The organism is Lysobacter zhanggongensis, assembly GCF_046638635.1.
Classification (GTDB): Bacteria; Pseudomonadota; Gammaproteobacteria; order Xanthomonadales; family Xanthomonadaceae; genus Novilysobacter; species Novilysobacter luteus.
In genome coordinates, this window is the sequence record NZ_JBJXHK010000071.1 from 1 (window position 1) to 10,147 (window position 10,147).

The window sequence follows — 10,147 nt, forward strand, 5'->3', positions numbered from 1 at the left end:
GGAGAGCCGGTGCGGCTGGCGGTCGGCGGCGTCGACCAGGCCGACCAGCTCCAGCACTTCGCGCGCACGCGCCAGCGCCCTGGCCCGCGGCCAGCGGAACAGGCCGAAGCGGACGTTGTCGAGCACGCTCAGGTGCGGCAGCAGCGCGTGGTCCTGGAACACCATGCCGAGGCGGCGCTGTTCCGGTGGCAGGTGCACGCCGTCACCGACCAGCAGTTCGCCGTCGGCGCGGATGCGACCGCCCATCAACCGCTCGAAGCCTGCGACCGCCCGCAGCAGGGTGGTCTTGCCGGCGCCGGACGGACCGAGCAGGCAACCGATCTCGCCGTCCTCCAGTGTCAGGCTGGCATCGGCCAGTACCACCCGGCCGCCGTAGCCGACCGTCGCGTTGTCAATCTCAAGTCGCATCGCGTCTCCGTCGTGTCAGCGCGATCACCGGAACCAGGCCGACCAGTGCAATGGCCAGCGAGGGCAGGGCGGCGCGTGCGTACTCGCCTTCGTTGGTCATCTCGAACACCCGCGTGGCCAGCGTGTCCCAGCCGAACGGACGCATCATCAGGGTGATCGGCATTTCCTTCATCGTGTCGACGAACACCAGCAGCGCGGCGGTGGCGAAACTGCCGCGCAGCAGCGGCCAGTGGACCAGCCGCAGCTGGCGTGTGCCGGTCACGCCGAGCACGCGGCTGGCCTCCAGCAGGCTGGGCCGGATCCGCAGCAGGCCACCGGCCACCGGCGCATGCGCCACGGCCAGGAAGCGGATGCCGTAGGCCACCAGCAACAGCACCAGTCCCCCTTCCAGCACCAGCTCCCACCCGTGGCGCTCGAACAGCCAGGTCGAGAACATCGCGACCGGCACGTACAGCCCGATCGCGAGCAGCGCGCCCGGCAACCCGTAACCCAGGGTGGTGATGCGGGTGACCGTGCCGGTCAACAGTCCCGGCTGCTCGCGCGCGGCCAGAGCAATGACGAAGGCGGCGACCGTGGTCAGCACCGCCGCCATGGCGGCCAGCGACAGCGCATTGCGGATGCTGGCGAGGTAGCGTGCGTCGAGGTCGGCGAAGTGCCGGGCGCCGTCCCATGCGAGCTGCGCCAGCGGCAACAGCAGCGCAACGCCGACCACCAGCGCACACAGCGCGCTCGCCCACCAGCCGCGTTTGCCCAGCGGCAACCGGGTCGCACCGGGATGGCCGACCGAGGCGAACGACTGGCGGCGGCGCGACACGGCTTCCAGCCCGACCAGCGCCAGCACGACCAGCAGCATGACCGCGGCGATCTGCAGCGCGGTGTCGGTGGAAAACAGCGCGAACCACGCCTTGTAGATCGCGGTGGTGAAGGTGTCGTAGTTGAAGGCGGAGACCGCACCGAAATCGGCCAACGTTTCCATCAGCACCAGCAACGTGCCGCCGGCGATCCACGGCCGCGCCAGCGGCAGGCTTGCCTGCCGGAACGCACGCCACGGACCCATGCCCAGCGCACGCGCGGCCTCGAGCGCGCGCGCTCCCTGGGTGGCGAAAGCCTCGCGGGCGACCAGGTAGACATACGGGTACAGCGCCAGCGTCATCACCGCGACCAGGCCGCCGCGCGAACGGATCTCGGGCAGCTCCCAGCCGACGCTGTCGCGCACCCATCCCGCCAGCGGTGCGCTGTAGTCGAACAGGCCGATGAAAGCGACCGCGAGCACGTAGCCGGGCAACGCCAGTGGCAGCACCAGCAGCCAGGCGAACACCCGTCGCCCGGGGAACTCACACAGCGCGACCAGCGCCGCCAGCGCCGTGCCCAGCACGGCCGTGCCTGCGCCCACGCCGAGCAGAAGCCAGAAGGTATTGCCGGCCACCTGCGGCAGCACGTACTGCCACAGGTGGCCCAGGGTGGCCGGGTCGGGGCGGAGCAGGGCGGCCAATGTCGCCACAAGCGGCACCAGCGCCGGTAGCGTCAGAGCGACCGCCAGCCACGTCCAGGCGCCGGGCCACTGCCTGCCGGCGTGCACGTTCCACCGGCGGGGATGCGGCGTGGTCTCAGCGGTAGCCGGCACGGTCCATCAGCTTGACCGCCTCGGCCTGCATCGCGCCGGCCTGGGAGACGTTGATCAGATCAGCGCGGTACTCGCCCCAGCCCTTGATCAGGTCGGCCATCGGGATCCCGGGGTTGGCCGGGTACTCCAGGTTTTCACCGGCGAACAGCTCCTGCGCGGTGCCGCCCGACAGCCACTCGATGAACGCCTGCGCGGCCTCGGGCTGGTCGGAATGCTTGACCACGCCCGCGCCGGACACGTTGACGTGCACGCCGCGCCCGCCGTCGGCCTGGTTCGGCCAGAACACCGTGACCGGCAGTTCCGCATCCTGCTTCAACGCCCGGCCCAGGTAATAGGTGTTGGTGATGCCCACGTCGCAGCGGCCCGCGGCAATCGCCTCGATCACCGCGTTGTCGTTGGCCATCGGCGCGGTCGCGAGGTTGTCGACCCAGCCGCGGACCACGCGCTCGGTCTCTTCCGCGCCGAGGGTGGCCATCATGGTGGCCACCAGGCTCTGGTTGTAGACGGCGCCGCTGGTGCGCAGGCACAGCCGGCCCTTCCATTCCGGCCCGGCCAGGGCCTCGTAGGTCGAGAGCGTGTCGGCCGGTGCGCGCGCGGGGTTGTGGATGATCGTGCGGGCGCGCACCGACAGGCCGAACCAGCGGTTGTCCGGGTCCTGCAGGTTGTCGGGGATGTTGGCCTCCAGCACCGGCGACTCGATCGGCTGCAGCAGGTCCAGGTTGGCCGCCTGCCAGAGGTTGCCGGCGTCGACGGTGATGAACACGTCGGCCGGGGTGCGGCTGCCCTCGGCTTTCAGGCGCTCCATCAGCGGCGGCGCCTTGTCGGTGAGGTAGGTGACCTTGACGCCGGTCTCTTCGGTGTAGCGGTCGAACAGCGGCTTGACCAGCTGCTCGTTGCGCGAGGTGTAGACGACCAGCTCGGCCGGGGCAGCGGCAGCGGCGTCGGGGGCCGACGCGTCGGTCGGCGTGGCGGGTTCCTGGCTGGAGCAGGCGGCGAGGGAGACCAGCACGGCGGAGGACAGCAGCAACGGACGCATGGGCATTCCCGGGTCTGAATGAGAATCGCTATTGTCTTCGATGTCGCGCCCGCGTGCCGTTACCCGGTCTGGCCGCTGCCGGTGGGCTCAGTCGGCGGCCGGGGCGGGCGCGCTGTCGGCGCCCCAGGGCGCGGGCGGCAGGGTCACCGGCCGGGTCAGGTCGAACGCGACGCGGAACAGGCGCGGGCTGCCCGGCCGGGCCAGTTCGTACACGAACTGCTCCCCGGGCTCGACCTCGATCGCCCAGACGTTGGCGTTGGACACCTCCATGCCCTCACGGCTGAACATTTCGCGCGAGAACCCGTCCACCGGGAACTCCTGGCGGCCGGCGCTGCCGGTGTCGGCCGTGTCACCGCCGTACATCGTGACGGCGTCGTCGCTGCCGTCCTCGTGGCGATGGTCGTGTTTCAGCCGCAAGCCGTCGTCGGTGCGGGTGACCACCCAGGTGCGCGACCGGTCGTCGCCGACGTGGAAGGGGATGCGGATCTCCGCGTCGCTGCATTCGCGCACGTGCATCACGAGCGGCTTGCCCTCGAACGCGTCCGGGGTGGTGCTCGGCGGTTCATTGGCCGCGATGGTGCCGGCGAAGGCCTGGCCACACAGGGCGCCCAGCCGGTCGAGGAAGGCGTCCTGGGCGGTCGCCGCCGGGGCGTCCGGGGAGGCATCGGCGCTGGCGGTGCTGCCGGCGGGGTCCGGAGCGGCCGGATTCGGCGAACAGGCGGAGAGGGCGACGGCAAGTGTCGCGGCGAGCAGGGCGCGGGGCGCGTTCAGGGTTTTGTCCATGCCCGGACGCTACCCGCAATCACGGGGCACTGCCAGCAGGCACCAGTTCCGCGCGGGGCCCGTCCACCGGCGACACCCACGCCCGGCTGGCGAGGCCGGCATCGGCGAACGCGGCCTGCATCGCCGCCGCGCCGGAATTCGCGGTGGCGACGTCGACAAACCAGCCGAACACGCTCGGGCCCGCCCCGGAGATGCTCGCACCCAGCGCGCCGTGGGCCAGCGCCGCCTGCTTGACGGCGGCGAAGCCGGGGATCAGGTGCGCGCGGCGCGGCTCGACCAGCACGTCGCGCAGCCCCGCCGCGACCAGCGCGTGATCGCCGCGGTACAGGCCGGCGAGGAACAGCGCCAGGCATTCACTCTGCCGGACGAACTCGCCGATCGCGTACGGCGCCGCCAGCGCGTCGCGGGCGAACCGGGTCTCGACCACGTGGTCGGGATGGACCGCCGCGCAATACAGCGCCGGCGCCGGCAAGCGCACCACGCGCTCGGCGGTGGCCAATACGATCCCGCCGAACAGCATCGGCCCGACGTTGTCGCCGGCCGGGCTGCCGCTCGCAACGGCTTCACCCACCAGCGCGAGCGGATACAGCTGGTCACGCGAGAGGGGCTGGTCGAGCAGTGCATTGGCCGCGACCAGCGCAGCAACGCACGACGCCGCCGACCCGCCCAGGCCAGAACCCAGCGCGATGCCCTTGTGCAGGACCAGTTCGAAGCCGTGGCCGACCCGGTGGCGTTCACGCAGTTCGATGAGCGCGCGCCCGGCGGTGTTGAGTTCGGCCGCGGTCGGCAAGAGGCCGGCACCCTTGGCGTCGCCCTCGATCGCGGCAATGCGCACGCAGGGCGCGTCGATGCGACGGACCGTCGCGCGGTCGCCGGGGCCGCGGATGGTGTGGCCGAGCAGGTCGAAGCCTACCCCGATGTTGCCGATGCCGGCCGGCGCGAAGGCCGTCGCCGTGGCCCGGTTGCGCTCCCCGCCGATCAAGCCCGCCACCGCGCCTCCCCAGGAGCCGCACCGTGCGGCCGTCCGCCCATTATCGGCCGCAACTGGCCGTGCGGCGGAACGCATGGTCAAATGCGCGCTGAAGCGGGGGTACCGGGCACACCAGCCCGGTTGAGACAGACCCTTCGAACCTGATGCGGGCAAGGTCGGCGATGCCGTCGACCCCAGCCGCCGTAGGGAGCTTCGCCGGTCCCGGCCCCGCCGTGGCCGTGCGCCGCCGCTTCGTCCACGCCGCCACAGGACGAACGCCATGAATGCCATTCCCTCTCCGCTGCAGCAACAGGCCGAGCAACTGTCGGCCGACGTCGTGCGCCCGATCCCGGGCTCGCACAAGATCTTCGTCACCGGCTCGCGCGCCGACCTGCGCGTACCGATGCGCGAGATCGAACTGGCGCGCACGCCGACCATCTTCGGCGGCGAGGAGAACGCCGCGCTCGCGGTCTACGACACCTCCGGCGCCTACACCGATGCCAACGCGCGGATCGACCTGGCCCGCGGGCTGTCGCCGCCGCGCGCCGGCTGGATCCAGGAGCGTGGCGACACCGAGGCGCTGCCCGGCCTGTCGTCGGAGTTCGGACGCCAGCGGGAGCACGACGCACGGCTGGACGCGGTCCGTTTCGGCAATCGTCCACTGCCGCGCCGCGCGCTGGCCGGTACCAACGTGACCCAGATGCATTACGCGCGCCGCGGCATCGTCACGCCGGAGATGGAGTTCATCGCGATCCGCGAGAACCAGCGCATCGACGCGATCCGTGAGGCGCACCTGCTGCGCCAGCACCCGGGCGAATCCTTCGGCGCAAGCATCCCGAAGCTCATCACCCCGGAGTTCGTCCGTGACGAGGTCGCCCGCGGCCGCGCGATCATCCCCAACAACATCAACCACCCCGAAAGCGAGCCGATGATCATCGGCCGCAACTTCCTCACCAAGGTCAACGCCAACATCGGCAACAGCGCGGTGTCGTCGGGCATCGCCGAGGAGGTCGAGAAGCTGGTGTGGTCGATCCGCTGGGGCGCCGACACGGTGATGGACCTGTCGACCGGCAAGCACATCCACGAGACGCGCGAGTGGATCATCCGCAACTCGCCGGTCCCGATCGGCACGGTGCCGATCTACCAGGCGCTGGAGAAGGTCGACGGCCGTGCCGAGGAGCTGACCTGGGAGATCTTCCGCGACACGCTCATCGAGCAGGCGGAGCAGGGCGTGGACTACTTCACGATCCACGCCGGCGTGCTGCTGCGCTACGTGCCGCTGACCGCCAAGCGCGTCACCGGCATCGTCAGTCGCGGCGGTTCGATCATGGCCAAGTGGTGCCTGGCGCACCACCGCGAGAGCTTCCTCTACGAGCACTTCGAGGACATATGCGAAATCATGAAGGCCTACGACGTGGCCTTCAGCCTTGGCGACGGCCTGCGCCCGGGCAGCATCGCCGATGCCAACGACGCCGCCCAGTTCGGCGAGCTCGAAACCCTTGGCGAGCTGACCAAAATTGCCTGGAAGCATGACATCCAGACCATGATCGAGGGCCCCGGCCACGTGCCGATGCAGCTGATCAAGGAGAACATGGACAAGCAACTGGAGGTGTGCGGCGAGGCACCGTTCTACACCCTTGGCCCGCTGACCACCGACATCGCCCCCGGCTACGACCACATCACCAGCGCGATCGGCGCGGCGATGATCGGCTGGTACGGCTGCGCGATGCTCTGCTACGTGACGCCCAAGGAGCATCTCGGCCTGCCGAACAAGCACGACGTGCGCGAGGGCCTGATGGCGTACCGGATCGCCGCCCACGCGGCCGACCTGGCCAAGGGCCATCCGGGCGCGCAGGCCCGCGACAACGCGCTCAGCAAGGCCCGGTTCGAGTTCCGCTGGGAGGACCAGTTCAACCTCGGCCTCGATCCCGAGCGGGCAATGGAATACCACGACGAGACCCTGCCGAAGGACGCCCACAAGTCGGCGCACTTCTGTTCGATGTGCGGCCCGCACTTCTGCTCAATGCGCATCACCCAGGACGTACGCGACTACGCGGCCGAGAACGGGCTCGACGAGCAGGCGGCGTTGGTCGAGGGCATGGCGGAGAAGGCGGCGGAGTTCCGCGCGGCCGGTGCGGAGGTTTACCGCAAGGCGTGACCCGGGGGGCACTTCGCGGGCACGTCCATTGGCACATGGGCAGTTCATGACGGGACCGTGATAATTGCCGGCTTCATGCCGACCCCCCTGCCCCTGCCATCGGATCGACTGCGAATCGGCGATTGCGTCGTCGACGTGCCGCTGCGCGAGGTGCACGCGCCCGGCGCGCGACGGCCGCGGCGCATCACCCCCAAGTCGATGGGGGTGCTACTCGCGCTGGTCGACAATGCCGGGCGCGTGGTCGGCCGTGATGCGTTGCTGGCGGCCGTGTGGCCCGACACGCTGCCGACCAACGACGTCGTCACCCAGGCAATCACCCAGTTGCGCAAGGCCTTCGAGCCTGCCCGCGATGCCGGTGGCCAGCCCTATATCGAGACGATCGCCAAGAGCGGCTACCGCCTGTTGGCGCCGGTCGAATGGCTGCCGCACCAGGACCATGGTGGCGCCGGGATGCCGGCTGTCGACGCGAGCGCTGCAGGTGGACGGCAAGTCGCCGGGGCAGGGCCCATGGAGGCGGTGCCCACGGCCGCGCCGGCGCCGGCAACTGGAGCCGCCCCAACGCCCGTGGCATCGCCCGCCAGCGGGCGTGGCGACGGCATCCGCGGCGGCTGGGGCACCATCGCCGCGGCGGTGGCCGTCGCGCTGCTGCTCGCGGTCTTCCTGGTCTGGTGGTACCGCCCGGTGCCGTCGCCCGAGCCGACGTCCTCGAACAGCAAAGCGGCCGAGGATCCGCTGTCGATCGACACGCGCCTGATCACCTCCTCGCCGGGCTTCGAGCTTGGGCCGAGCCTGAACCCCGACGGTTCGATGGTGGCCTACGTGGCGGTGCCGGACGGCCAGCGCAACGTCGCGATCATGATNTGCCGTCGCCCGAGCCGACGTCCTCGAACAGCAAAGCGGCCGAGGATCCGCTGTCGATCGACACGCGCCTGATCACCTCCTCGCCGGGCTTCGAGCTTGGGCCGAGCCTGAACCCCGACGGTTCGATGGTGGCCTACGTGGCGGTGCCGGACGGCCAGCGCAACGTCGCGATCATGATCCAGACGACCGCGCCGACCGCGCCGCGCCAGCTGACCCGTCCCACCGGAGGGGCCGACGACTTCTCCCCAGCCTGGTCGCCCGACGGGCGCACGATCGCGTTCCTGCGCGTGGTGCCCGAGCAGAGCTGCCAGGTGCTCGTGGTGCTCGCCGGTGGCGGCGGCGAACGGGTGGTGGGGCGCTGCGACGAACGCCACGTGCCCACCTTCGACTGGACCCCCGACGGGCGCGGCCTGGTGTTCGGCGGTCACGGCGTGTTCCACGACCGCCCCGGGCTGTTCGTGCTGGACCTGGAAAGTGGCGAGCCGCGCGACATCGAGTACGACGCGACACCGCAGAACCACGATTTCGCGCCCCATTACTCGCCTGACGGCCGCTGGATCGTGTTCGTGCGCAACACGCCGGTCGGCGACTTCTGGCGCATCCCGGCCACCGGCGGCGTCGCCGAGCGGCTCACCTGGCTCAACACCCAGATCCTGGGCTGGGACTGGGCACCCAGTGGTCGCGCGCTGATCTACGCCGAGAACAACGACGAGGCCGGCTCGCGCCTGTTCCGGCTGGACCTCGAGACGGGCGTGCGGACCGACCTCGGCATCGCCGACGCCCAGGACCCGGCCGTCGCCGCCAAGGTCCCGGCGATCGCCTTCGTCCACCGCGCGACCCGCTTCGGGCTGTACCGGTTCGACGGCTCGGGCCCGGGCACCAGCGACGGTTCCGAACGGCTGTACACGTCCTCGGGGCGCGACCGCCTGGCCGCGCTTTCCCCGGATGGCCGCCGGCTGGCGTTCGCCTCGGACCGCTCCGGCCGGTACCGCCTCTGGCTTGGGGACCTGGAGCGGAGCGGGTCTGCACCGGTGCTGCTGGACGGGGTCGAGCCGGGATCGCGGCACCTGCCGTCCTGGTCACCCGACAGCGAGCGCCTGCTGCTGGTGGGGCGCGCCACCACGGGCGAAGACCGCGGCCACGGGGTCTACGAGATCACGCCGGCCAGTGGCCGCATCACCCGCCTGTCATTGCCGGTAGCGGATCCGGTGCAGGTGCTGCATGCCCCCGATACCGCCGCCGGACAGGGCCGGATACTGCTGGTCGCGGCTGACCAGCAAGGCCGGACCGGACTGGAGGCGTTCGTCCGGGACGACGCCGGCCAGTGGACACGCGATGCCACGTTGCCGCTGGTATCACGGGTGCAGGTCGATGCAGCGCGCGGGCGGGTGGTATTCACCCGCCCGGGTGAGCCGGGCCTGTGGGAGGCCGACCTCGCTCTGACGCCGGCCAGCGTCCGCCAGCTGGACCCGGAGTTCCCGACCGTCACCAACTACCGCGCCTGGGCGGTTGCTCCCGACGGCAGCGTGCTCGGCATTGCACGACGCTCCCACTGCGCCGCCCTGCTCGAATATCGCGGCGCGACCGACGCCGGCGGCCGCTCGCGCTGCCTCGACACGACGATGCGTGCGGCCACCTACGGCATGAGCATCAACCCGCGCACCAATGAGATCTACGTCACGATGGTGGAGTACGACATCGGCGACATCGGCTTCGCCAGCTACGAATCGCCGCCCGAAACGATGTGGCCCGGCGTCGTCAAGTAATTGATGGGATTGGGAAAACTCCCTTCGTAATTCTTTCGCCACGGCTTTCGTGGCGATTTCGTGCAAGTCTCCGCGATCTTTCCTGATGCAAGCCGCCGGATCCGGCACATCCATTCACCAACTCCTGGCAATGGGTGTGGGTAATGGACAAGATCCTCTGGGCCGATCGCGGCCAGCTGCTGCAGCTCGACAATACCGACCACGAACACCAGACGCGTTGTATCGGCGTCTCCCGGCTGGGCAGCGCGCAGGCGTCGCCGCACCAGTTCAGCATTTGGGTGCAGCTGCGCGGCAGCTCCTGGGTGGACTCCCGCGAGGGCCGGTTCCACCTGAAGCGCGGTGACTGGATCGCCTTCGAGCGGGACTCCCGCCCGGAGATCCAGACCGACCGGCACGGCTTGTGCCTGGGCCTGGCGCTAGGCGCCGACGCCCAGAAGACCCTGGCGCGACTGGCCGAGATGACCCTGTTCTCCGGCCGCGGCCGGGTCGACCACCGCGACGCGCGCGTGTTCGCCCGCCTCTGGCGCGGGGCCCGGCCGCG

General features: G+C 70.6%; 8 protein-coding genes and 1 pseudogene. 4 read left to right on the top strand and 5 right to left on the bottom strand.

The window, feature by feature from the left end; translation table 11 throughout:
• The 5 genes from ACKVMH_RS10850 to ACKVMH_RS10870 all read right to left on the bottom strand — a co-directional run.
• Window positions 1-408: ATP-binding cassette domain-containing protein (locus ACKVMH_RS10850; protein WP_412700290.1), on the bottom strand; the 408-nt coding region annotated here is incomplete at its 3' end.
• Complete coding sequence (locus ACKVMH_RS10855) at window positions 398-1,987, bottom strand: ABC transporter permease (protein ID WP_412700291.1); 1,590 nt, start codon at window positions 1,985-1,987, stop codon at window positions 398-400. The genes ACKVMH_RS10850 and ACKVMH_RS10855, both read right to left, overlap by 11 nt.
• A gap of 28 nt (window positions 1,988-2,015) precedes the next feature.
• On the bottom strand, window positions 2,016-3,068 hold the full coding sequence (locus ACKVMH_RS10860) for an extracellular solute-binding protein (protein ID WP_412700292.1): 1,053 nt from the start codon (window positions 3,066-3,068) through the stop codon (window positions 2,016-2,018).
• Window positions 3,069-3,155: 87 nt separating this feature from the next.
• Entirely contained in the window at window positions 3,156-3,851 is a 696-nt protein-coding gene (locus tag ACKVMH_RS10865; RefSeq protein ID WP_412700293.1) for a hypothetical protein, read from the bottom strand.
• Window positions 3,852-3,870: 19 nt separating this feature from the next.
• Window positions 3,871-4,842 (bottom strand): homoserine kinase, encoded by a 972-nt coding sequence (locus ACKVMH_RS10870; RefSeq protein ID WP_412700294.1) that lies wholly within the window; start codon window positions 4,840-4,842, stop codon window positions 3,871-3,873.
• A gap of 259 nt (window positions 4,843-5,101) precedes the next feature.
• On the opposite strand from ACKVMH_RS10870, the gene thiC reads away from it, so the two are divergent.
• The 4 genes and pseudogenes from thiC to ACKVMH_RS10890 form a co-directional block, all read left to right on the top strand.
• Window positions 5,102-6,979 (top strand): phosphomethylpyrimidine synthase ThiC, encoded by a 1,878-nt coding sequence (gene thiC, locus ACKVMH_RS10875; RefSeq protein ID WP_412700295.1) that lies wholly within the window; start codon window positions 5,102-5,104, stop codon window positions 6,977-6,979.
• A 75-nt stretch (window positions 6,980-7,054) separates the two neighbouring features.
• Complete coding sequence (locus ACKVMH_RS10880; protein WP_412700296.1) at window positions 7,055-7,912, top strand: winged helix-turn-helix domain-containing protein; 858 nt, start codon at window positions 7,055-7,057, stop codon at window positions 7,910-7,912.
• Window positions 7,913-7,965: 53 nt separating this feature from the next.
• Entirely contained in the window at window positions 7,966-9,606 is a 1,641-nt protein-coding gene (locus tag ACKVMH_RS10885; protein ID WP_412700297.1) for a transcriptional regulator, read from the top strand.
• Window positions 9,607-9,749: 143 nt separating this feature from the next.
• A pseudogene (locus ACKVMH_RS10890) lies at window positions 9,750-10,147 on the top strand (AraC family transcriptional regulator); the annotation flags it as partial.

Coding starts and splice junctions, on each gene's coding strand:
- ACKVMH_RS10885 (WP_412700297.1), top strand. CDS start 7,966: ATGGTGGCCTACGTGGCGGTGCCGGACGGCCAGCGCAACGTCGCGATC.
- ACKVMH_RS10865 (WP_412700293.1), bottom strand. CDS start 3,851: ATGGACAAAACCCTGAACGCGCCCCGCGCCCTGCTCGCCGCGACACTT.
- ACKVMH_RS10860 (WP_412700292.1), bottom strand. CDS start 3,068: ATGCGTCCGTTGCTGCTGTCCTCCGCCGTGCTGGTCTCCCTCGCCGCC.
- thiC (WP_412700295.1), top strand. CDS start 5,102: ATGAATGCCATTCCCTCTCCGCTGCAGCAACAGGCCGAGCAACTGTCG.